We start from the raw sequence: 21,937 nt of genomic DNA, 5'->3' as shown, positions 1-21,937 counted from the left end.
CCCGCTCCTACGATGGTGATCCCGCTAATTGGCGGGGTTTAACCAGTCTTCCACACGTAGTCCAGGGACACGCAGGAACTCGCGCACATTGTTACTCACCAACACAAGCCCGAGCGAGCGGGCATGCCCTGCGATCATCTGGTCATAGGGCCCGATCGGTGTTCCGGCCTTGGCCAGTTCTGCGCGTAGCTGGCCACTGTGGGCTGCGGCATGACTGTCATAGTTGAGCACTTCAAGGCGCGCGGCAAAGCCTTCGACGACAGACAGGTTGCGCTCAGGCGCAGCGGATTTCTCTGCGCCGTAGATCAGCTCCATCAATGTGATGGTACTGATGCACAGTTGGCCGTGGCGGCGGTTGAACGCTTCGCGTACCTCGTGTGGCTTGTTCTTGAGGGTGAAGATACAAATGTTGGTATCAAGCATGTACTTGAGCATCAGAACCCTTCACGTTCCTGATCTTTAGGCTGCTCTCGCGAAACCATGAAGTCGTGGCTTGCACACTCGTCGTCGAACCAGCTGTCCCAGGTTTCACCGGCAGGCGAAATGATTCGGGTGCGGCCGATGGCGACCACATCCACACGCGTGATGTTCTCGGGAAAAGCGACGGATTTTGGCAAGCGGATAGCCTGGCTGCGATTGCTTTTGAAGACGGCACCTTGATCCATGGGGGCCTCCCTGGAAAGCATTAATGTATGTCCGAGTTTATGCTGGGTGCTGTATATGTCAATGGGATATACGCAGTGAATCAAGCGCAGCGCTCAAGGTATCGACGGTGAAAAATTCCCTGTCCACCACTGGCAACTCAGGCCGTTTCAGAATCAATACCGGCACCCCACGCTCACGCGCAACGTCGAGCTTGGGCTCGGTCGCAGCGCTGCCGCTGTTCTTGCTGATCAACACATCAATCTGCCGACGTTCAAACAGCCTGCGCTCGTCCTCAAGCAGGAACGGGCCGCGGGCGCCGATCACTTCGCAGCGTTCGTTACCGGGGCAGGCCTCCAGGGCGCGCAAGGTCCAGAACTGTTGCGGCGGGATCTCCTCCAGGTGCTGCAACGGCTCACGGCCAAGGGTGAACAGCGGGCGCTGAAACGGACGCAGGGCTTCGATCAGTTCGGCCCAGTCAGCCACTTCGCGCCAGTCATCACCGGCCTGCGCTTGCCACGCCGGGCGTCGCAGGGCCCAGCAGGGTACGCCGCTGAGCTGTGACGCGCGGGCGGCGTTGGCGCTGATTCGGGCGGCGTAAGGGTGCGTGGCGTCAATCAACAGGTCGATGTTCTCTGCGCGCAGATACGCCGCTAAACCCTCGGCACCGCCAAAACCACCGATCCGGACCTGGCAGTTCAGATCGCTGGGTACCCGGCCGATGCCGGCCAGGCTGTAGACATGCTCGGGGCCAAGCGTGCGGGCGATGGCCAGGGCTTCGGTAACTCCGCCAAGCAGCAAGATTCGAGTCATTTCCCACACTCTGTAGGAGCGGCGGCGTGGCCGACGATGCCGCCTTGGCGGTCGATGGCGAACACTTCTACTTGGACCTCGGGCGGCACCACGCTTTGTGCAAACGCCAACGCATGGGCACACACCGCATCACCCAAGGCAATACCGGCAGCACTGGCCAGGGCCAAGGCCTGCTGGCTGGTGTTGGCCTGGCAGATCGCCGCTTGCAGCTCGCTGTCGGCGCCGATGGCTGCCGCCCACTGCGCCAGTTGCGGCAGGTCGATGCTGGAGTGGCGGCTGTGCAGGTCCATGTGCCCGGCCGCCAACTTGCTGATTTTGCCGAAGCCGCCGCACAGGCTGAGTTTGTCCACCGGGACCTTGCGCAGGTGTTTGAGCACTGCGCCGACAAAGTCGCCCATCTCGATCAGGGCGATTTCCGGCAGGTTGTAGACCCGGCGCATGGTGTCTTCGCTGGCGTTGCCGGTGCAGGCAGCGATGTGCAGGTAGCCGTTGGTTTTCGCCACATCGATACCCTGGTGGATCGAGGCGATGTAGGCCGAACAGGAGAACGGTCGGACAATACCGCTGGTGCCCAGAATCGACAGGCCGCCAAGAATGCCCAGGCGCGGGTTCATGGTTTTCAGCGCCAGGCTTTCGCCATCCTGCACATTCACCGTGACTTCGAAGCCGCCGCCATAGCCACATTCTTCGGCCAGCCGTTGTAGGTGTTCGCTGATCATTCGCCGTGGCACCGGGTTGATGGCCGGCTCGCCCACCGCCAGCACCAGGCCTGGGCGGGTCACGGTGCCGACGCCTTTACCGGCGACAAAGCGCACGCCGGGCTCGGCCTGCAGGCGCACGCCACTGTAAAGCAGGGCGCCATGGGTAACATCCGGGTCGTCGCCTGCATCTTTGAGGGTGCCGGCCTCGGCTCCGTCTTCATGCAGGCGACAGAACTCCAGGCGCATCTGCACCTGTTTGCCTTTCGGCAAGGTGATCTCTACGGCGTCGCTGGCGCTGCCGGTCAGCAGCAGGCGGGCAGCGGCCAGGCTGGTGGCGGTGGCGCAACTGCCGGTGGTCAAACCGCTGCGCAGGGGGGCGGGGTGTTCCTGGGTCTCGTCACGCATCGGCGGGCTTGATCGCTTCTAGCAAGGTGATCGGCAAGGCCTGGCGCCAGGTGTCGAACTCACCCAATGGCTGGGCTTGGGCGATGTGGATGCGGGTCAGTTCGCCGCCATGCTGCTCGCGCCAGTTGACCAGGGTCAGTTCGCTTTGCAGGGTCACGGCATTGGCGACCAGGCGGCCGCCCGGACGCAGCTGTTGCCAGCACTGCTCAAGCACGCCTTCGCGGGTCACACCGCCGCCGATGAAGATCGCATCCGGGCGCTCCAGCCCAGCCAGGGCTTGCGGCGCACGGCCGCGAATCAGTTGCAGACCGGGCACGCCAAGGGCATCGCGGTTGTGCTCGATCAGCGCCTGACGGCCCTCATCGGACTCAATCGCCAGAGCGCGGCAACTGGGATGAGCGCGCATCCACTCGATGCCAATCGAACCGCTACCGGCGCCGACGTCCCAAAGTAGCTCGCCCGGCTGCGGTGCCAAACGCGCCAGGGTGATGGCGCGCACATCGCGTTTGGTCAGTTGGCCGTCATGCTTGAAGGCGCTGTCGGCAAGGCCGGCCAGCGGCGACAGGCGCGGCGCATCAGCACTGGCCTGGCACTCGATGGCGATCAGGTTCAAGGCGGCAACCTGTGTGTGCGGCCAGTGCTCGGCCGTGCCTTCAAGGCAGCGCTCGGTGCTGCCGCCCAGGTGTTCAAAGACCTGCAGGCGGCTCGGCCCAAAGCCACGTTCACGCAGCAGTGCCGCGACCGCTGCCGGGCTGCTGCCATCGTTGCTCAGTACCAGCAGGCGCACACCGCTGTAGAGATGGGCATTGAGCGCGGCCAGCGGACGCGCCACCAGCGACACTGTGATGACTTCCTGCAACGGCCAGCCCAGGCGCGCGGCGGCCAGCGCACAGGAGGAGGGCATCGGCAGTACATTCAGCTCATGCGCATCGAGCTGACGTGCAAGGCTGGCGCCGACGCCGAAGAACATCGGATCACCACTGGCCAATACACACACCGGCTCACCGCGCAGGGCCAGCACCGGGCTCAGGGAAAACGGACTGGGCCACAACAGGCGCTCGCCGCCGATGCAGCGCGGCAGCAAATCGAGCTGGCGCTGGCTGCCGAACACCCGCGAAGCACCCAGCAGCGCCCGCCGGGCATTCTTGCCCAGGCCACTGAAACCGTCTTCACCGATACCTACTACTGTCAGCCAGGGCGACATGTGTTTTCCTCAATACCCAGCAATCCGACCGGCAGGCTTTTCATGCCTTCGGACAAAGCAGGCATAATACCGCGCCTTCTACACTGAAGTGCCTTTTCACGATTGTCGGGTGACCTTTTGAACCAGCCTGTAACAGCCCACCAACCCCAGGTTTCGCTGCGCCCCTCGGCCTGTCCGGGGTTGCTGCGTATCGTGCAGGCGAAGGATGGTGGTATCTGTCGGATCAAGCTGGCCGGCGGCGTGCTGACGGCTGATCAGGCCGATGCCGTCGCCGCTGCAGCCGAGCGCTTTGCCGCCGGGGAGATTGAAGCCACCAACCGTGGCAATCTGCAGATCCGCGGCATTGGCAGCGATCAGGCCGGGCTTATCGCCTGCTTGCTGGCGGCAGGCCTGGGCCCGCGTGATGCGGCGGGCGATGATGTGCGCAACTTGATGCTCAGCCCGGTAGCAGGGCTTGATCCCTCGATGCTGTTCGACACCCGGCCGTTGGCGCAGACGCTGTTGCAAGCGTTGGAAACCACCCCGCACCTGCATCAGCTTTCGGCCAAGTTTGCTGTGCAAGTAGATGGCGGCGAGGCCATGGCGATGCTTGAGCATCCACATGACCTGTGGCTCAGCGCGTTGCAACTGGAGGGCGAAGTGTTTTTGGCCTTCGGCCTGGCAGGTTGCCCGGCCAGCGATTCACCGTTGGGCGCGGTGCCGGTTGCGCAGGGCCATGCGTTGGTGCTGGCCGTGCTCAACCGCTTCCTCGACTTGGCCAAGCCGGAACAAACGCGGATGCGCCAGCTATTGGCCGAACATTCGCCAGAGCACTTTATCGCCGGGCTCGGTTTGACCCTCCGCCGCGATCCAACCGTGCTCCAGTGGCGCCGTGCGGCAACGCCAGGCAGTGCCTATTTGGGGCAGTTCGCACAACGCCAAGCGGGCCTGAACGCCGTCGGTGGTGCTGCGCCGCTGGGGCGCTTGAGCCCGAGCATGTTGCGTGGTGCCGCCCAACTGGCCCGCCAGTGGGGCGATGGCAGCCTGCGCATGACGCCTTGGCAAAGTGTGCTGCTGCCCAACATCCCCGAACAGCACGTGGCCACGGTGACCGGTGGACTGACGCATCTGGGCCTGCTGTGCTCGGCCACTGACCCGCTGGCCCGCCTGGTGGCGTGCACCGGTTCCAGTGGCTGCGCCAAGGCCCAGGCTGAAACCAAGGGCGATGCCCGCCACTTGGCCACGTTAATTACCCGCGGTGGCGCCCCGGCCAGTGTGCACCTGAGCGGTTGTTCGCGCTCCTGTGCCATGGCCCATGTTGCCCCGCTGACCCTGTTGGCTCAACGCCCGGGGCACTATGACTTGTACCAGCGTGACCCAGCGCAGCCAGGATTTGGCCAGCTGCGCGCACGCAACCTCACATTGAAAGAAGCTGGCGCACTGCTAGACGCCTGCTCACGGAGCCCCCTTGATGATTGATTACATCCGCGATGGTCAGGAGATCTATCGCAATTCCTTCGCGATCATTCGAGAGGAAGCCCGGCTCGATCGAATTCCTGCCGACCTGGAAAAGCTTGCGGTACGCGTAATTCACGCCTGCGGCATGGTCGACGCGATCGATGGCCTGCAGTTCTCGCCAGGTGCTGGCAAGGCCGGGCGTGATGCCCTGGCCGCTGGCGCGCCGATTCTGTGCGATGCGCGGATGGTCTCCGAGGGCATCACCCGCGCACGCCTGCCGGCGAATAATCAGGTGATTTGCACGCTGCGCGATGAGCAGGTGCCAGCGTTGGCTCAGGAGTTGGGCAACACCCGTTCGGCGGTGGCACTGGAGCTGTGGCGCCCTTATCTGGAAGGCAGCGTGGTGGTGATCGGCAACGCCCCGACCGCACTGTTCTACCTGCTGGAAATGCTTGATGCAGGTGCACCGAAACCGGCGCTGATTCTCGGCTTTCCGGTGGGCTTTGTCGGCGCTGCCGAGTCCAAGGCAATGCTCGCGGCTGACAGCCGTGGCGTGCCCTTCGTGATCATGCAGGGGCGTCTGGGCGGTAGCGCCATGGCGGCGGCTGCGGTCAATGCCCTGGCCACGGAGGTCGAATGATGCAGGCTCGTGGACGTTTGCTGGGCCTGGGTGTCGGCCCTGGCGATCCGGAACTGATCACCGTCAAAGCCCTGCGCCTGCTGCGCGAAGCGCCGGTGGTGGCGTACTTCGTTGCCAAGGGTAAGCGCGGCAATGCCTTCGGTATCATCGAAGCCCATTTGCAAGACGCGCAAACACTGTTGCCGTTGGTGTACCCGGTGACCACTGAAGTGCTGCCTGCGCCGCTGTCCTATGAACAGGTGATCAGCGACTTCTACGACGCTGCCAGTCTGGAGGTTGCCGCCCACTTGGACGCTGGCCGTGATGTGGCGGTGATCTGCGAAGGTGATCCGTTCTTCTATGGTTCCTACATGTACCTGCACGACCGGCTCGCCGAGCGTTATGACGCCGACGTGATCCCGGGTGTCTGCTCGATGCTCGGTGGCGCTTCGGTGCTGGGTGCGCCGCTGGTGTATCGCAACCAGAGCCTGTCGGTGCTGTCGGGTGTGCTGCCCCACGACGAGCTCAAGCGTCGTCTGGCCGATGCCGATGCTGCGGTCATCATGAAGCTGGGGCGTAACTTCCCCAAGGTTCGTCAGGTGCTGACTGAACTCGGCTTGGCCGAGCGCGCCTTGTACGTGGAGCGCGCGACCATGGCCAACCAGAAGATCGTCGCCCTGGACGAGGTTGATCCGCAGTCGTCGCCGTACTTCTCGCTGATCATCGTTCCGGGTGAGAGGTGGCAAGGGTGATGGCGCGCAAAGCCCCGGCCATCGTCATTCTTGGCGCCGGCAGCCTGGCCACTGCCCGCAAGATCCAACAGATTTACCCGGACGCCTTGATCCATGGCCTGCACGGCCGGGTCGAGGGCGTTGACTGCAGCTATCAGGAGTTCGGCGCCACCGTGCGTCAGCTCTACCAGCAAGACACGCCGATCATCGCCTTGTGCGCGGCCGGCATTGTTATTCGCACCCTGGCCAGCCTGTTGCTGGAAAAGGGTGTCGAGCCCGCCGTTCTGGCCGTGGCCGAAGATGGCAGTGCGGTGGTGCCCTTGTTGGGTGGCCTGAGTGGGGTCAATGTCATGGCCCGGGAAATCGCTGCAGGCCTGGGTGTGGCGGCGGCCATCACCACCAGTGGCGAGCTGCGCTTTGGTACCTGCCTGCTCAATCCACCGAGCGGCTATGCGCTGGCTGATCTGGAACTGGGCAAGCGTTTTGTCAGTGACCTGCTTGCTGGTGAGTCGGTGCGCATCGACGGCGAGGCGCCCTGGCTGGCTCAGGCGCAACTGCCGCACAGCGACCAGGCACACCTGGCCATTCACGTCGGCAGTGACTTGCGCGACGCGTCGGCCAATGAGCTGGTGATCTATCCGCGCTGCGTCATGGTTGCTGTTACCACCGTCGAGCCTGAGCTGGCGAACGTGGTGCGCGATGCGTTGAAGCGCGCGCGCATCGCCGAACCGGCGTTGGCCTGCGTGGTGGCCAGTGAGACGTTGATGGCCGATGCTGGCCTGCACGCGGCGGCGGCCGAGCTGGGTGTGCCATTGCGGTTTTCGCCACACGCAGGCAACGCGAGCACGCTGGCGGCCGAGGCATTGCCGCAGTTGTTGCCTGCGCACGCCGTTACCGAGGGGCTGGCCATTGTGGTGTCGAGCCAGCCGATTGAACCGTTGCACATCGGTCGTGCCCGTGGCCGCCTCGCGGTGATCGGCCTGGGACCGGGCGCTGCCGAGTTCATGGTGCCAGCGGTCAAAGCGGAACTGGCGCAAGCCAACGATATCCTCGGCTACGAAACCTACGTGCGCATGGCCGGGCCGTTGCGCGCCGACCAGGTGGCGCACTGCACCGACAACCGCGAAGAAATGCAACGCGCCCGGCATGCCTTTGAACTGGCTGCCGAGGGCCGCTCGGTAGTGGTGGTGTCTTCCGGTGACCCGGGTGTGTTTGCCATGGCGGCGGCGGTGCTTGAAGCCTTGCACGAGTCCAGCGATCCGCGCTGGCATGCGGTTGACTTGCAGGTGCTGCCCGGGGTTTCCGCGTCGCTGGCCACCGCGGCGCTGGCCGGAGCGCCCTTGGGCCATGATTTCTGTGTGTTGTCGCTGTCGGACAACCTCAAGCCTTGGTCGATCATTGAAAAACGCCTGGACCTGGCTTGCCAGGCCGACCTGGCGTTGGCGTTCTACAACCCTATCTCGCGTTCCCGGCCCTGGCAGTTGGGGCGCGCGCTGGAAATCGTTCGCCAGCATCGCGCAGGGACGACGCCGGTAGTCCTTGGACGCGATGTCGGCAGGCCAGGCCAGACCCTGCGCGTGCTGACGCTGCAGGCGCTGACAGCGGAAGACGTCGACATGCGCACCATGGTGCTGGTCGGATCGTCCACCACCGTTGCCTTTGAGCGCCCTGGGCATCAGCCGTGGGTTTACACCCCGCGTTGGTATGGAGAAAAACCCTGAGCTGCGAGGGGTAGGTTTCTCTGTGCCCATCAGTTATTCGGTTGATCAATATAAGGGGGGGCCAGAGTGCAGGCCCCCCTTTCATATCGATCAAGGAAGAACAGTCATGGGCGAGATCCAGACATTAGAAAACAAACTTGAAGTAAGTAATGGCGACCTGCTGGTATTCATCGGCATGTCGAAAGAGAACACTGACGCCCTCTATTACAGTCACCTGTTCAGTTCGCTGGCTGCTTCGGCAGAGTATTTCCCAACGACTGAAAGTGAGGATTGGTTCAAGGCTTACGTGCTAACGATGCAGACCTGCGGTTGGTTGCCAATCAAGTTTAAACAAGTCAACGAACACGCTATTTCGCAGAGCTTGTCGGTCGATAAATTACTGGTCAAGGGCGTACAAATGGCCCTGTCGTTCGCTACTGGCGGGGCTTCAGCGGGCGCCGCAGTCATGGATGTTGCCAGTGATGCGATCGACACCCTGGCCGAAAGCCCCGACGCCATCAAGTTGCTCGAGCGTGACAATAAGGGAAAAGATGGCATAGCGCTGAACATGGCCGTGTGTAAAGAGTTTCCCACCGGTGAAGTCGTGCTTAGCGTCGGTTGTGTGCAAAGTGATGAAGCCCCACCAAGCACAAATAACTTGCTGTTTTTTGAATGGAGCTCCAGTCACTCCAAAACCTACACCGGCGCTGCGGCGTTGGCCTTCCATCGCAGCCTGTATGACCAGATCAAGGATACGTTGATCTTGCGCGTAGGCGAACGGAGCAAGCATGAAGTGATTAACAAGCCAATCACGCCTAAACAACGTGTCAAGCCAGCCTAAACAAAGATCGCATTACCGTAGGTACCGGTGACGGGTTGTCGGTGCCAGTGGTTTGCTCGGGGAGTCTATGTATGAGCGCGCACCGTTTTTCTGTCGTACTGTCTGGTAATTGCTTGCTGTTGCTGTCTGCAGAGCTTGAAGAGGGTCAGCGCCGTGATGTGCTCGACGCTCATTTGTTTGCCTGGCTGAATGCCTCGTCCGAGTTCTGGTTGCTCGGTGAGAACGAACAGTGGCATGGCACCTACATGGACAGGCACACTGAACTAGGGTGGGTGATCAGCACATTTGCTCACAAGCGCATGTGTGACCGGGCGCTTGTGGCCAACACCGCGCTGGACATTGCCTGGAATGAGCTGGCGACGTTGGTGCCTGCAGCGTTGCTACCGGCCTTGTATGATAGCCGGCGGATGCTTGAAGCGTTGCCGCCGCTGCATCCAGCCTTGCAGCTGTTGAACACAGAGGCTCTGGAATCTGCGAAATGTGCAGAGGGTGAGCACATTGATCGCCTGGCGTTCGAGGTTCGGGTGGTCCTTCCGGGGCTGCGGGTGTTGGTCAGTAGCCTGTCCCTGGAAACGTGCCAGTCGTTGTCGGGGCAATGGATGACTCAAACGTTGCATGCAGAGGCAATCAAGCGCCTGGTGACAAGGCGATTTGCAGGCGACCTGTTCGAGGGCGTTTTTGCCGGGCTCAGAGGCATTCTCCAGGAGCGGCTTGAGCCGCTTCGGTCCACGTATCTCGTGCCTGTGAATGCGGCAAGCAAGGCCGACTACAAGTTCAAGTAACCCTTGATCCCGCTGAAGATGATCTGCGCGGCAAGGGCACAGACGAACAGCCCCATCAGGCGGCTGACAATCTGCAAGCCCTGTTCGCCGAGAATGCGTTCGATGCGGTGTGAGAGAAACAACACCAGGCCAACGGTAAAGCTGGCCAGGGCAATACCGACGATGGCCAGCAACTTGTCATCCCAGTGCGGTTGGCTGACGCCCATGACCAACAGCGCACCAATGGTTCCGGGGCCGACGGTCAGGGGAATGGTCAGCGGTACGATGGTGACATCTTGCTGGACACTGTCAGGCTGCACCGCCGACTTGCCCTGCGCCATGCCCAGTGCAGAAATGAACAGCACGCTACCGGCGCCAATACGAAACGCGTCGGTGGTGATGCCAAATATGCCGAAGATGGTGCGGCCAAACAGATACAGCAACACGCTGGCCACCAGCGCTGCAATGGCGACCCGCCAGGCAAGCTGTTTACGCTCCTTGGTGGAGTGGCCGCGGGTCAGGCTGATAAAGCAGGAAAGCACAAAGAACGGGCTGTAGAGCACGAGCATGTTCAGGTAGACGCTGAATAACTCATGGAGCATGGTCGAGGCTCACTACTGCTGAGGGTAGAACAGCAAGTGTATCAGGGCTCTGGCAGATTACGGGGTCGGCACCTGAGTGGTTTGCGTTTCTCGTTGGGCAACCCAGTATTCGATCAATTCGCGCAGCTGTGACAGCTCGACCGGTTTGGCCATGTGGCCGTCCATGCCGGCCAGGCGCGCACGCTCTTTGTGTTCGGCCAGAATGTGTGCGGTCAAGGCTACCACTGGCGTGCGCTTGCGCTGGTTGCTGACTTCCCAGGCACGGAACTGCTGGGTGGCGGAGAAACCATCGAGCACTGGCATTTCGCAGTCCATCAACACCAGGTCGTATCGTTGCGCCTTCATCGCCTTCAGGGCTTCTTCACCGTTGCTGGCGGTGTCGGGCTCAAGGCTGAGTTTACCGAGCATGCCGCGGATCACTTTGGTCGAGATGCTGTTGTCTTCAGCGACCAGAATGCGGAAATCACTAGGCAGGTTCAGCGGTGCGCCGAGGTTGGTCGGTGGCGGGGCGAACGGCTGGTCTTTGCTGCGCTGGGCCAGTTCATCGGCCAGGGTAGTCTTGAGGGTGTAGCCTGCCACCGGTTTGGCCAGAATGCGTTTGACCCCAGCGTTGCGCGCAATGACTTTGCTCGGCGCATTGCTGATGCCGGTGAGCATGATCAGCAGAATGTCGTGGTTCAGGCTGGGGTCTTCTTTGACCTTGGCCGCCAGTTGCATACCGGTCATGCCGGGCATGTTCTGGTCGAGCAGCACCACATCGAAGTAATCGCGCAGGTGCGCCTTGGTGCGTAGCAACGCCAGGGCTTCTTTGCCCGAAGGCACGGCGCTGACGTTCATGCCCCAGGCGCTGCACTGTTGCACCAGGACTTTGCGGCAGGTGTCGTTGTCGTCCACCACCAGCACCCGGGCGCCGCGCAGTGGGCCGTCGAGGTCGGCGGGGGGCTGTTCCAGGCGCTGTGGGTCCAGTGGCAGGGTCATCCACAGCGTATTGCCCAGGCCGTGGCTGGTCTTGATACCGAATTCACCCTGCATCAGGCTGATCAGCTGTTTGGCGATGACCAGGCCCAGGTGCCCGCCCAGCTTGTTGCTGGAAAGGAAGTGCTTACTGTGCAATTCGGCCTGCAGCAGCGCTTCGCGCTCACCGGGCGACATGGGTTCACCGCTGTCTTGTACGGCAATGCGCAGGCGCGGCGCGCTGCCGCGTTGGTCGAGTGCTACCACCAGGAGGATTTCGCCCTGTTCGGTTTTCTTCAGGGCGTTTTCCAGCAGGCTGAGCATGGCCTGACGCAGGCGCGTAGGGTCACCGCTGATAACCCGTGGCACTTGTGGCTGGGTGAAACTGATCAGCTCGATGTTCTGCTGTTCGGCCTTGGCGCGGAAAATACTCAGGCAGTCTTCGATCAAGGCGTTGAGGTCAAACTGCACATCGTCCAGCTCGATTTGTCCGGACTCAAGCTTGGAAATGTCGAGAATCTCGTTGATCAGCGTAAGCAGCTCGTTGCCGGCGCTGTGGATGGTCTGCACGTAGTCGCGCTGCTTTACCGACAACGGCGTGCCGAGCAGCAATTCCGTCATACCCAGCACGCCGTTCATGGGCGTGCGGATTTCGTGGCTGATCTTGGCCAGGAACTCGGCTTTGGCATTGATTTCGGCGTTGCTGGCGGCCAGTTCGCAACTGGCACTGAAGCGCTCTTCACTGATTCGGCGCAGACGCTCGCTGACCGACAGGTTAAGCAGCAAACCGCAGAAGCTGGTCAGCCCGAGCAGAATGAACAACAACAATTGTGTGGGTGTGCGGGTCAGCCCCAACAGGGCGGGCAAAACCACCAGGCAGCCGACGTTGAAGGCCAGCATCGACAGGGCAAACAGGCGCGCAGGTTCATAACCCTTGTACCAGTAGTAACTGGAGACCAGCAGCATGGTGACGCTGCCCAGGGCGAACAGGGCATAGGTCATCAGGTTCAGCGGCAGGGTATCGACGAACAGCAAGATCAGGCCGAACAGTCCGATAAGGATCATTTCGGCCTGCAACAGACGGTTCAGGCGCGGTTGTTCGCAAGGGCGGAAAAAGCGCAGGGTGAAAGTCAGCCCGGCCAGGCTCGCCAGCAGCGCAGTAAGGTACGCAGCAGGCGTTTGCGCCGAATGCCAGAGGCTCCACCACGGGCCACTGAGGTTCAGCAGAATCAGGGCGCTGAGCATCATCAGGCCGTGATAGAACGCCAGGCTCAGGCTGGTGCCGGAACGCGAATAGGCGAAGCGGATGAAGTTGTGCAGCATCAACATCAGCAAGCAGCCAAACAGCAGGCCGAACATCAGGGTCTGGCGCTGATCGGCGGCAACCTGGGTAGCGTTCTCCAGGGTAATGCTGGGGCGCAATTGATGTTCGGACACCAGGCGCAGGTAGATGTCCAGCGTATGCGTACTGTTGGGCAGGGCCAGTTGGTGATCGCTGCTGCGTACGCTCGATTCGCCGCTTTCGTTGGGGCGACCGTTGTGAATGTGTCTGATCAGCTGATCGCCATCGAGGGCGTACAGATCAAGACGGGAAAGATCTGGGGCGAACACCCGTAGCAGTTGTTCATGCTGGCCGGGTTCGAGGCGGTAATGCAGCCACAATGCCTGGTCGGGCGTAGCGGCATCGAGCTGGTTCAGCTGGATCGGGCTGAATTGGTTGCGATAGCGATCGGAGCGCACGTCGCTGAGCTGCAGGTTGGCCTGTTCGTCGAGCAAAACCGCCCAGCCACTGCCATGTTCGGCGGTCGCCGGAAACAGGCAGAGTAAGGTCAGCAGACTGACGGTGAGACCAATGGCGATCCTGAGCCAACGCACGACGAGATCCTTTCTTAGCAAAGTGCCGAATGGTAACTATGCGCGGCGCCCCCAGCCAATGGCAAGGCCCATGATGGACCCTGCCATTGAGCCGTAAGCAGGACGCCAGCGGCGTCACTGCTTGCGGGGGTTTTGTTACTGTTGATGTTCACCGCGTTCGCGAGCAATGGCGCGATAGCCAATGTCTTTACGGTAAAAACTGCCTTCCCAGTTGATCTCGGCAGCCAGGCGATAGGCCTGCTGTTGCGCGGCTTCAACGGTTTCACCCAGGGCGGTGGCACACAGAACCCGGCCGCCTGTGGCAACGACCTGGCCATCTTTGAGCGCGGTACCGGCATGGAAGACTTTACCGGTCAGCTTGGCTGCAGCGTCCAGGCCGTTGATGGCAGCGCCTTTGCTGTAATCGCCAGGGTAACCACCGGCTGCCAGGACAACGCCCAGGCTAGGCTGCGGGTTCCACTGCGCTTCAACCTTGTCCAGCGCCTTGGCAAACGCCGCTTCGATCAACAGCACCAGACTCGACTCCAGGCGCAGCATGACGGGCTGGGTTTCCGGATCACCGAAACGGCAGTTGAATTCGATGACTTTCGGGTTGCCCGCTTTGTCGATCATCAGGCCGGCATACAGGAAACCGGTGTAGACGTTGCCTTCTTCAGCCATGCCGCGCACGGTTGGCCAGATCACCTGGTCCATGACGCGCTGGTGAACGTCGGCAGTCACTACCGGTGCCGGGGAGTAGGCACCCATACCGCCGGTGTTCGGGCCGGTATCGCCGTCGCCGACACGTTTGTGGTCTTGGCTGGTGGCCATCGGCAGCACGTTGTGGCCATCGACCATGACGATGAAGCTGGCTTCTTCGCCGTCGAGGAACTCTTCGATGACGACACGCGAACCGGCTTCACCGAAGGCATTGCCGGCCAGCATGTCGCGCACGGCGTCTTCGGCTTCGCCGAGGGTCATCGCCACGATCACGCCTTTACCGGCGGCCAGGCCGTCGGCCTTGATCACGATCGGTGCGCCTTTTTCGCGCAGGTAGGCCAGGGCCGGTTCGATTTCGGTGAAGTTCTGGTAGTCGGCGGTCGGGATCTTGTGCCGGGCCAGGAAATCTTTGGTGAAGGCTTTCGAGCCTTCCAGCTGAGCGGCGCCTTTGGTTGGGCCGAAGCAGTCCAGACCGCGGCTGCGGAACAGGTCGACGACACCGGCGACCAGCGGGCCTTCCGGGCCGACGATGGTCAGCGCGACGTTTTTTTCTGCGAAGTCGGCCAGTTGCTCAAGGGCGGTGACGTCGATAGCGACGTTCTCGCATTTGGCTTCGGTGGCCGTGCCAGCGTTGCCCGGGGCGACGAAGACTTTCTCGACGCGCGGGTCTTGGGCGACTTTCCAGGCCAGGGCGTGTTCACGACCGCCGCTACCGATAATCAAAACATTCATGTCAAAACCTCGATGACGCTAATTCGGATGATGCTGGTAGGTTTGGCGGTGGGAGCGGACTTGCCCCGCGATTGCGGTGCATCAGTGTAATCGCTTCGCGGGGCAAGCCCGCTCCCACTGAGTGCAGTTGCTCCTACCGAGTCATCAGTGACGGAAGTGGCGCATGCCGGTGAACACCATGGCAATGCCGGCTTCGTCAGCAGCGGCGATCACTTCGGCGTCACGCATCGAACCGCCCGGCTGAATCACAGCAGTGATACCCACTTTAGCTGCGTTATCGATGCCGTCACGGAACGGGAAGAATGCATCCGACGCCATGACCGCGCCCTGTACCTGCAGGCCAGCATGCTCAGCCTTGATGGCAGCGATACGGGCGGAGTTCACGCGGCTCATCTGGCCAGCGCCGACACCGATGGTCTGACGGCCTTTGGCGTAGACGATAGCGTTGGACTTGACGTACTTGGCCACTTTCCAGGCGAAGATCAGGTCGTCGATTTCCTGTTGGGTCGGTGCACGCTTGGTCACTACCTTGAGGTCGTCGGCGCTGATCATGCCGATGTCACGGCTCTGTACCAGCAGACCGCCGGTCACGCGCTTGTAGTCCCAGGCAGCGGCACGCTCGGCCGACCACTGGCCGCAGGCCAGCAGGCGTACGTTGGCCTTGGCTGCAACCACGGCGCGCGCTTCGTCGCTGACGCTCGGGGCGATGATGACTTCGACGAACTGGCGCTCGACGATGGCCTTGGCGGTTTCGGCATCCAGTTCGCGGTTGAAGGCGATGATGCCGCCGAAGGCCGACTCGGTGTCAGTGGCGTAGGCCAGTTCGTAAGCCTGACGGATACCGCCTTCGGCGTCCGGGCTGACGGCCACGCCGCACGGGTTGGCGTGCTTGACGATGACGCAGGCGGGTTTGACGAAGCTCTTCACGCACTCCAGTGCGGCGTCGGTATCGGCCACGTTGTTGTACGACAGTTCTTTGCCTTGCAGCTGTACTGCGGTAGCGATACCGGCTTCGGCAGGCTTGGCTTCAACGTAGAACGCCGCGCTCTGGTGCGGGTTCTCGCCGTAGCGCATTTCCTGGGCCTTGATGAACTGGCTGTTGAAGGTGCGCGGGAATTCGCTGCGGCCTTCAGTGCTCAGGGTTTCGCTGGCCTGGTTAACGGTGCCCATGTAGTTGGCGATCATGCCGTCGTAGGCGGCGGTGTGTTCGAACGCCTTGAGCATCAGGTCGAAACGCTGAGCGTAGGTCAGGCCGCCGGCCTTGAGGTTTTCCAGCACTTGAGCGTAATCGCTGGCATTGACGACGATGGCGACGTCTTTGTGGTTCTTGGCTGCCGAGCGCACCATGGTCGGGCCGCCGATGTCGATGTTCTCGATCGCCGTCGGCAGGTCGCAACCCGGCTTGGAGATGGTGGCTTCGAACGGGTAGAGGTTGACGGCGACCAGATCGATCGGCTTGATCCCGTGCTCGGCCATGATGGCGTCGTCGGTGCCGCGACGGCCAAGGATGCCGCCGTGGATTTTCGGGTGCAGGGTTTTCACCCGGCCATCCATCATTTCGGCAAAACCGGTGTAATCGGCAACTTCCACCGCGGCAACGCCGTTGTCCTGGAGCAGCTTGAAGGTGCCGCCGGTGGACAGGATCTCGACGCCAAGCTGTTGCAGCTCACGGGCGAATTCAAGGATCCCGGTCTTGTCGGAAACACTGATCAAGGCGCGGCGGATCGGCAGGCGGGTAGTCTGGTCGGTCATTTCAGATTCCATAACGCGGTGGAGTCAGCAAAAAAGGCGACCTCATCGAATGGGAGCCGCCTTTTCTGGTTTGGATGCTTGCTTACAACAAATCGTACTGCTTAAGCTTTTTGCGCAGGGTGCCGCGGTTGAGCCCGAGCAACTCACTGGCCTTGGTCTGGTTGCCCTTGACGTAATTCATCACGCTTTCGAGCAACGGCGCTTCGACTTCCGAGAGCACCAGGTTGTACACGTCCGTGACGGCCGCACCCTCGAGGTGGGCGAAATAGTTGTGCAGCGCCTTTTCCACACTGCCGCGAAGGGTCTGACCTTCTTCGCTCGGTGTATTCAGGTGCTGTTTCAGGTTGACGTTGTCGCTCACGGGCGTTGTTCCACTCACTAAAGTCTCGGTCATCATCGTCATGCGGCCACCCCTGGTCCGTCCTCTGTCTCAAGGCTCTGTTCACGATCGCGGAAAAAGCCGCGAACGTTGGCGCACTGCGCTTGCGTATCTTCCAAACGGTTGAACTGGGCGCGAAACTCCCTGGCGCCCGGAAGCGTTGCCAGATACCAGCCGACATGCTTACGCGCGATGCGTACGCCCATCACATCGCCATAGAAGGCGTGTAGTGCGGCCAGGTGCTCCAGCAGAATGCGTTCCACTTCTTGCAACTGTGGCGCCGGCAAACATTCGCCGGTGCGCAGGTAATGCTCGATCTCGCGAAAGATCCAGGGCCGCCCTTGGGCAGCTCGGCCTATCAGCAAGCCGTCGGCGCCGGTCGCCTGAAGCACGGCCTTGGCCTTTTCTGGCGAGGTGATATCGCCGTTGGCAAACACCGGGATCGACACCGCTTGCTTGATGGCTGCGATGGTGTCGTACTCGGCGTCACCGGTGTAAAGGTCGGCACGTGTGCGTCCATGTACCGCCAGTGCCTGGATCCCGGCCTGTTCGGCAATCTTTGCCACCGTCAGGCCGTTCTTGTTCGCCCTGTCCCATCCTGTGCGGATTTTCAGCGTGACGGGCACATCCACGGCGGTAACCACCGCATGGAGGATCTCGCTGACCAGGGCTTCATCTTTCAATAAAGCAGAGCCTGCAGCTTTGTTGCAGACTTTTTTTGCCGGACAACCCATGTTGATGTCGATGATCTGTGCGCCAGCCTCGACATTGGCCCGGGCCGCCGCTGCCAGCATTTGCGCATCACCGCCGGCGATCTGCACCGAGCGCGGCTCGGGATCACCTTCGTGGATCATGCGCAACCGCGACTTGCGGCTGTTCCACAGGCTCATGTCGCTGCTGACCATTTCCGACACCACCAGGCCAGCACCCATTCGTCGGCATAGCTGACGAAAAGGCTGGTCCGTGACCCCGGCCATCGGGGCGAGGATCAGGTTGTTCTGCAGTGTGTAAGAGCCGATGCGTACCGCCGACATAGGTGTTCCCTGTTGTGGGGCCGGATCATTAGAGTTCGAAAAAGGGTGGGCATGATACCCGCTCTCGGTGACCGGATAAAGATAGATTTGGATAAAATCTGAACAACTGCGGCCTTAGGCCGCGAAGTTGTAAGGGGGAAGCGGCAAGCTGCAAGCTTCAAGCCGCAAGAAAAAGCAGGCCCGCGCTCTGGCCCGTTTTTGCTTGCGGCTTGAAGCTTGCAGCTTGCAGCTCACCTGTCATTCCGGCGATCGGAATGACAGGCTGTAATTGACCGCTTTGGGCCCCGGATCGAGGATGTCCAGGGCAATGTGGATCGGCACCTGGCTGGGCATTTCGCCTTTGCCGGCCAGTTCGCCGCTCAGGTACTCGGCGGGTTTGAAGCGGCGGCTGGCAATCAGCTGACCGTTGAGGTCGGCAAAGCGCAGTTCCAGTAGCGGGAATGGCTGGGTGAACGGCGCGCGGTTGTAGATGATCGCGTCGACAATCAAGGCACCGTTGAAATCCGGATGGCTGCGTACCACCAGGTTACTGCTCTTGATGCGGGCTATATCGACCCGTGAAGGCACGTTGCAGCCGATTGTCGGGCAAATCTGCTGGAACCACGGGCGATATTGGTCCTGGCGGGCCAGTTCGTCGAAGTGATACCAGATGTACTGGCCCGCCAGGGCGGCGGCAGCCAGCAGCACCAGGAAAATCCACAGCAGGCGCTTGCCCCAGTGGGTCTTGGGCTTTTTCCAGTCCAGTTGCAGCGGGTCATCGACCAGATCAAGCAGGGGCTCTTTACGCGCCGGGCGACTGGACACAGCACCCAGGCCGGGTTCCAGGCGCTCTTGCGGATCGCTCAGAGGCTCGTCGAGGTCGTCATCCGGGTCTTTCGCCGACAGGCGCTCCACAGGGGTCTGGTCGATGTCTGGAATGATCGGGGGCGTGTGGTGCGGGGTGTCGTCGAGGTCGTCATCGAGCACGTCCGGGGTCAGCGACAGCGAAGGCTCGGTACGCTCGCCCGGTGCCGGGACAAGGTCCAGATCCAGCGGCTGCTGTTCGATCAGCGGCGGCTGTGGCTCGTCCAGTGTTTCGTCCAGGGCCTCACGCTCATCGGCAGGGGTGCTGAACAGGCTGTCGGTCCACAGTTGCTCGTCGCTTTCCGGCTCGTCGCGCACGGCGCTCAGGCTGTCTTCGCGCGGGGCAGTAGCCTTGAGCTCGGTGATCGGTTGGATCTCGCGTTGCTCAAGGCGTGCCAGTTCCTGGTCCAGATCCAGTTGGTCGAGGTCAAGGTCGGCGGCACTCCACTCGTGTTGAGTGGCAGGGGCAACCGGTTCCGGCTCTGGTGCCGCGGGTTCAGGGCTTTGCGTTTCGACCGCAGGCGGTTGCGCTGCACTCTGTTCCAGCAGCTGTTTGGCTGCGTTGAACACCTGCATGCAGGCGCCACAACGCACCACGCCGCGGGCCACGCTCAACTGATTGTGGCTGACGCGAAAGCTGGTCTGGCAATGCGGGCACTGGGTGACGAAACTGTCGGTCATGCGGCGATCCGGGTTATACAGACGGTTATTTTAGGCGCACTTAACGGCGACGGCCACTGATGCGAACCCAGCCATCACGCACGGTGATCGGATCCAGGTCGAAGTCTTTGGCGTACGCGGCAGCCACTTCTTCGCCTTGTTCGGCGAGGATGCCCGACAGCGCCAGCAGGCCGCCTGGACGCACCAGGGTCGACAATTGCGGGGCCAGGGAAACCAGCGGGCCCGCGAGGATGTTGGCGACCAGTACGTCAGCCTGCATGGCCGGCATGTGCTCGGGCAGGTACAGGGCGAATTTGTCGTCGGCGATGCCATTGCGCCCGGCGTTGTCGCGCGAGGCTTCCAGGGCTTGCACGTCGATATCGGTGCCCACCGCTTCGCGGGCGCCCAGCAGCAGGGCGGCAATCGCCAGAATCCCCGAACCGCAGCCAAAATCCAGCACTTGTGTGTCTTTGAGTGGCTGGCCGTCGAGCCATTCCAGGCACAGCGCGGTGGTCGGGTGGGTGCCGGTGCCGAACGCCAGGCCCGGGTCGAGCAGCAGGTTTACTGCATCGGGCTCGGGGGCGGCGTGCCAGCTTGGCACGATCCACAGGCGCTGGCCGAAACGCATGGGCTGGAAGTTGTCCATCCAGCTGCGTTCCCAGTCCTGGTCTTCGATGACTTCGGCCTGGTGCTCTGGCAGCGTGGTGCCGGTCAGCAATTGCAGGTGAGCGAACACGGCGGCTGCGTCGGTATCGGCTTCGAACAGTGCCAGCAGGTGGGTATGCGACCACAGCGGCGTAGTGTTGAGGTCCGGTTCGAAGATCGGTTGGTCTTCGGCGTCCATGAAGGTGACCGACACCGCACCGACTTCGAGCAGGGCGTCTTCATAGGTTTCGGCTTGTTCCGGGCTGATGGCCAGACGTACTTGCAGCCAAGGCATGGCGGGCACCTTTGGAAAAATCTACAGGGGCAGCTCTGGGCTGCGAGAAGCCCGCCAGTTTACTTCAGTTGGAATCAACGCGGTAGGAGCAGGCGTGCTGTGGGAGCGGGCTTGCCCCGCGATAGCGATCTGTCAGCCACATCGTATCGCGGGGCAAGCCCGCTCCTACCGGGAGGGTATGGCCAATGAGTCATCAGGGCAAAAAAAGACCCCGGCCACTGGGCCGGGGTCTTTTTTACATCACCTGCTGAATCACTCCTGGTTAGCCAGTTTGTGCTCCAGGTAGTGAATGTTGACGCCACCTTTGCAGAAACCTTCATCACGCACCAGGTCGCGGTGCAGCGGGATGTTGGTCTTGATACCGTCGACGACGATTTCGTCCAGGGCATTGCGCATGCGCGCCATGGCTTCGTCACGGTCTTTGCCGTAGGTGATCAGCTTGCCGATCAGCGAGTCGTAGTTCGGCGGAACCGAGTAACCGCTGTACAGGTGCGAATCGACGCGAACGCCGTTGCCACCCGGGGCGTGGAAGTGCTTGACCGTGCCTGGGCTCGGGATGAACTTCTTCGGGTCTTCGGCGTTGATCCGGCACTCCAGGGAGTGACCACGAATCACCACGTCTTCCTGACGGAACGACAGCTTGTTGCCAGCGGCGATGCTGAGCATCTCCTTGACGATGTCGATACCGGTGACCATCTCCGAAACCGGGTGCTCCACCTGAACACGGGTGTTCATTTCGATGAAGTAGAAACGGCCGTTTTCGTAGAGGAACTCGAAGGTGCCCGCACCACGGTAGCCAATCTCGATACACGCATCGACACAGCGCTTGAACACTTCCTGGCGGGCTTTCTCGTCGATGCCCGGGGCCGGTGCTTCTTCCAGTACCTTCTGGTGACGGCGCTGCAGCGAGCAGTCGCGGTCGCCCAGGTGTACGGCGTTGCCCTGGCCGTCGGACAGCACCTGAACTTCCACGTGACGTGGGTTGGTCAGGAACTTCTCGAGGTAAACCATCGGGTTGCCGAACGCAGCGCCAGCTTCGGTACGGGTCAGCTTGGCCGAGGCAATCAGGTCCTCTTCCTTGTGCACAACGCGCATACCGCGACCACCACCGCCGCCAGCAGCCTTGATGATCACCGGGTAACCCACTTCGCGAGCGATCGCCAGCGCGGTTTCTTCATCTTCCGGCAGCGGGCCGTCGGAGCCCGGAACCGTCGGTACGCCTGACTTGATCATCGCGTCCTTGGCCGAAACCTTGTCGCCCATCAGGCGAATGGTGTCGGCTTTCGGGCCGATGAAGGCGAAACCGGAGTTCTCGACCTGCTCGGCGAAGTCGGCGTTTTCGGCAAGGAAACCGTAGCCTGGGTGAATGGCAGTCGCGCCGGTCACTTCTGCAGCGGCAATGATCGCCGGAATGTGCAGGTAGGAGTCCTTGGAGGAGGCCGGGCCAATGCACACCGATTCGTCAGCCAGCCCCAGGTGCATCAGTTCGCGGTCAGCCGTGGAGTGTACGGCGACGGTCTTGATGCCCAGCTCTTTGCAGGCACGCAGGATCCGCAGGGCAATTTCCCCGCGGTTGGCAATCAGGACTTTTTCCAGCTTCGCAGACATCGTTG

20 protein-coding genes are annotated in these 21,937 nt (G+C 61.7%); 6 read left to right on the top strand and 14 right to left on the bottom strand.

Features of this window, described 5'->3' with window-relative positions; all coding sequences use genetic code 11:
• Positions 1 to 24: 24 nt before the first annotated feature.
• The 5 genes from vapC to cbiE are packed head-to-tail and all read right to left on the bottom strand — an operon-like array spanning position 25 to position 3,765.
• Positions 25 to 435: a type II toxin-antitoxin system tRNA(fMet)-specific endonuclease VapC gene (vapC, locus tag ACP6KB_RS24860; RefSeq protein ID WP_442110091.1), complete on the bottom strand. Its 411-nt coding sequence runs from the start codon at positions 433 to 435 to the stop codon at positions 25 to 27.
• Positions 435 to 665, bottom strand: coding sequence for a type II toxin-antitoxin system VapB family antitoxin (gene vapB, locus ACP6KB_RS24855; RefSeq protein ID WP_442110089.1), 231 nt, complete (start codon positions 663 to 665; stop codon positions 435 to 437). Before vapB ends, vapC begins: the two co-directional genes overlap by 1 nt.
• Before the next feature lie 58 nt (positions 666 to 723).
• Entirely contained in the window at positions 724 to 1,455 is a 732-nt protein-coding gene (locus ACP6KB_RS24850) for a cobalt-precorrin-6A reductase (RefSeq protein WP_442110087.1), read from the bottom strand.
• A complete protein-coding gene (locus ACP6KB_RS24845) occupies positions 1,452 to 2,561 on the bottom strand; it encodes a cobalt-precorrin-5B (C(1))-methyltransferase (protein WP_442110085.1) in 1,110 nt (369 codons plus the stop codon). Before ACP6KB_RS24845 ends, ACP6KB_RS24850 begins: the two co-directional genes overlap by 4 nt.
• On the bottom strand, positions 2,554 to 3,765 hold the full coding sequence (cbiE, locus tag ACP6KB_RS24840) for a precorrin-6y C5,15-methyltransferase (decarboxylating) subunit CbiE (protein WP_442110083.1): 1,212 nt from the start codon (positions 3,763 to 3,765) through the stop codon (positions 2,554 to 2,556). Before cbiE ends, ACP6KB_RS24845 begins: the two co-directional genes overlap by 8 nt.
• Positions 3,766 to 3,882: 117 nt before the next feature.
• Between cbiE and cobG the strand changes: the two genes are divergently transcribed.
• The 6 genes from cobG (at position 3,883) to ACP6KB_RS24810 (ending at position 9,875) form a co-directional block, all read left to right on the top strand.
• A complete protein-coding gene (cobG, locus tag ACP6KB_RS24835) occupies positions 3,883 to 5,223 on the top strand; it encodes a precorrin-3B synthase (protein ID WP_442110081.1) in 1,341 nt (446 codons plus the stop codon).
• Positions 5,216 to 5,842 carry a precorrin-8X methylmutase gene (locus ACP6KB_RS24830; RefSeq protein WP_133211149.1) on the top strand — a complete coding sequence of 209 codons (627 nt, stop codon included), beginning with the start codon at positions 5,216 to 5,218 and terminating at the stop codon, positions 5,840 to 5,842. The genes cobG and ACP6KB_RS24830 overlap by 8 nt, the downstream gene beginning before the upstream one ends.
• Positions 5,842 to 6,573 (top strand): precorrin-2 C(20)-methyltransferase, encoded by a 732-nt coding sequence (locus ACP6KB_RS24825; protein WP_442114372.1) that lies wholly within the window; start codon positions 5,842 to 5,844, stop codon positions 6,571 to 6,573. The genes ACP6KB_RS24830 and ACP6KB_RS24825 overlap by 1 nt, the downstream gene beginning before the upstream one ends.
• Positions 6,573 to 8,273, top strand: a complete 1,701-nt coding sequence (cobJ, locus tag ACP6KB_RS24820; RefSeq protein WP_442110079.1) for a precorrin-3B C(17)-methyltransferase — start codon at positions 6,573 to 6,575, stop codon at positions 8,271 to 8,273. The genes ACP6KB_RS24825 and cobJ overlap by 1 nt, the downstream gene beginning before the upstream one ends.
• A gap of 106 nt (positions 8,274 to 8,379) precedes the next feature.
• On the top strand, positions 8,380 to 9,093 hold the full coding sequence (locus ACP6KB_RS24815) for a hypothetical protein (protein ID WP_442110077.1): 714 nt from the start codon (positions 8,380 to 8,382) through the stop codon (positions 9,091 to 9,093).
• A 71-nt stretch (positions 9,094 to 9,164) separates the two neighbouring features.
• A complete protein-coding gene (locus ACP6KB_RS24810; protein ID WP_442110075.1) occupies positions 9,165 to 9,875 on the top strand; it encodes a hypothetical protein in 711 nt (236 codons plus the stop codon).
• Here ACP6KB_RS24810 and ACP6KB_RS24805 read toward each other — a convergent pair.
• The 9 genes from ACP6KB_RS24805 to accC form a co-directional block, all read right to left on the bottom strand.
• Positions 9,860 to 10,456, bottom strand: a complete 597-nt coding sequence (locus tag ACP6KB_RS24805) for a MarC family protein (protein WP_442110073.1) — start codon at positions 10,454 to 10,456, stop codon at positions 9,860 to 9,862. The two genes, ACP6KB_RS24810 and ACP6KB_RS24805, sit on opposite strands and share 16 nt — an antisense overlap.
• A gap of 57 nt (positions 10,457 to 10,513) precedes the next feature.
• Complete coding sequence (locus ACP6KB_RS24800) at positions 10,514 to 13,285, bottom strand: response regulator (protein ID WP_442110071.1); 2,772 nt, start codon at positions 13,283 to 13,285, stop codon at positions 10,514 to 10,516.
• A gap of 135 nt (positions 13,286 to 13,420) precedes the next feature.
• Positions 13,421 to 14,716: a phosphoribosylamine--glycine ligase gene (gene purD, locus ACP6KB_RS24795; RefSeq protein ID WP_442110070.1), complete on the bottom strand. Its 1,296-nt coding sequence runs from the start codon at positions 14,714 to 14,716 to the stop codon at positions 13,421 to 13,423.
• A 144-nt stretch (positions 14,717 to 14,860) separates the two neighbouring features.
• Entirely contained in the window at positions 14,861 to 16,468 is a 1,608-nt protein-coding gene (gene purH / locus ACP6KB_RS24790; protein WP_442110068.1) for a bifunctional phosphoribosylaminoimidazolecarboxamide formyltransferase/IMP cyclohydrolase, read from the bottom strand.
• A gap of 82 nt (positions 16,469 to 16,550) precedes the next feature.
• On the bottom strand, positions 16,551 to 16,871 hold the full coding sequence (fis, locus tag ACP6KB_RS24785) for a DNA-binding transcriptional regulator Fis (RefSeq protein ID WP_003186237.1): 321 nt from the start codon (positions 16,869 to 16,871) through the stop codon (positions 16,551 to 16,553).
• On the bottom strand, positions 16,868 to 17,881 hold the full coding sequence (gene dusB, locus ACP6KB_RS24780) for a tRNA dihydrouridine synthase DusB (RefSeq protein WP_442110066.1): 1,014 nt from the start codon (positions 17,879 to 17,881) through the stop codon (positions 16,868 to 16,870). Before dusB ends, fis begins: the two co-directional genes overlap by 4 nt.
• Positions 17,882 to 18,118: 237 nt before the next feature.
• Complete coding sequence (locus ACP6KB_RS24775) at positions 18,119 to 19,405, bottom strand: DUF3426 domain-containing protein (RefSeq protein WP_442110064.1); 1,287 nt, start codon at positions 19,403 to 19,405, stop codon at positions 18,119 to 18,121.
• 40 nt (positions 19,406 to 19,445) lie between these two features.
• Positions 19,446 to 20,324 (bottom strand): 50S ribosomal protein L11 methyltransferase, encoded by an 879-nt coding sequence (gene prmA, locus ACP6KB_RS24770; protein ID WP_442110062.1) that lies wholly within the window; start codon positions 20,322 to 20,324, stop codon positions 19,446 to 19,448.
• 252 nt (positions 20,325 to 20,576) lie between these two features.
• The gene (accC, locus tag ACP6KB_RS24765) at positions 20,577 to 21,932 is read right to left on the bottom strand and encodes an acetyl-CoA carboxylase biotin carboxylase subunit (protein WP_442110060.1); all 1,356 of its coding nucleotides are present in this window, start codon (positions 21,930 to 21,932) and stop codon (positions 20,577 to 20,579) included.
• Between the last annotated feature and the right edge of the window lie 5 nt (positions 21,933 to 21,937).

The organism is Pseudomonas sp. NUPR-001 (assembly GCF_052147955.1).
Taxonomy (GTDB): domain Bacteria; phylum Pseudomonadota; class Gammaproteobacteria; order Pseudomonadales; family Pseudomonadaceae; genus Aquipseudomonas.
This window is presented reverse-complemented; position numbering and strand designations above follow the sequence as displayed.